This window comes from Corynebacterium sp. MSK041, assembly GCF_030232265.1.
Lineage (GTDB): Bacteria > Actinomycetota > Actinomycetes > Mycobacteriales > Mycobacteriaceae > Corynebacterium.
The window spans coordinates 1-509 of record NZ_JASPJK010000049.1 but is presented as its reverse complement, the minus strand read 5'-3'; the positions used below and the strand labels follow the sequence as shown (position 1 = coordinate 509).

The window sequence follows — 509 nt, the reverse complement described above, 5'->3', positions numbered from 1 at the left end:
GCGGTATCACCACTGGCCTGATCCACCACTGGCACTTTGTCACCGGCCCAGTCGACGTAAAGCTCTTGCCCCGGCTCGGTCAAGTCCCGTGTAGTGGTGTAGCGGTTTGTGCTTTCGGCTCGGTATGAAGTTTGGGGTTGTGGTTAGGCGGTTAGTTGGTGGTAGTCGCCATGATCACCTCCTGGGTGGTGCATGAGGTGTTTGGTGTGTTCGAGTGCGGTCAGTGACATGTAGCGCTTTTGTTGGATCCAATCGTCGTGTTGTTCGGCTAGGACTGCACCGACAAGCCGAATGATGGATTCGCGGTTTGGAAAGATCCCAACGACGTCGGTGCGCCGGCGGATTTCCCGGTTGAGCCGTTCTGTGGGGTTGTTGGACCACACTTTCGTCCAGACTGGTTTCGGTGCTGCGGTAAACGCCAGCACTTCATCAAGTGATTCCTCCAGATAGGCCGCAACCTGCGGGAATTTTGGTTCCAGTAGGTCGACGACTTCGCGGGCTTGAGCCCA

General features: G+C 56.6%; 1 protein-coding gene. It reads right to left on the bottom strand.

The features are described 5' to 3' along the window. Positions 1 to 143: 143 nt before the first annotated feature. On the bottom strand, positions 144 to 509 hold a 366-nt coding region (locus QP968_RS11140; protein WP_284856460.1), incomplete at its 5' end, for a transposase.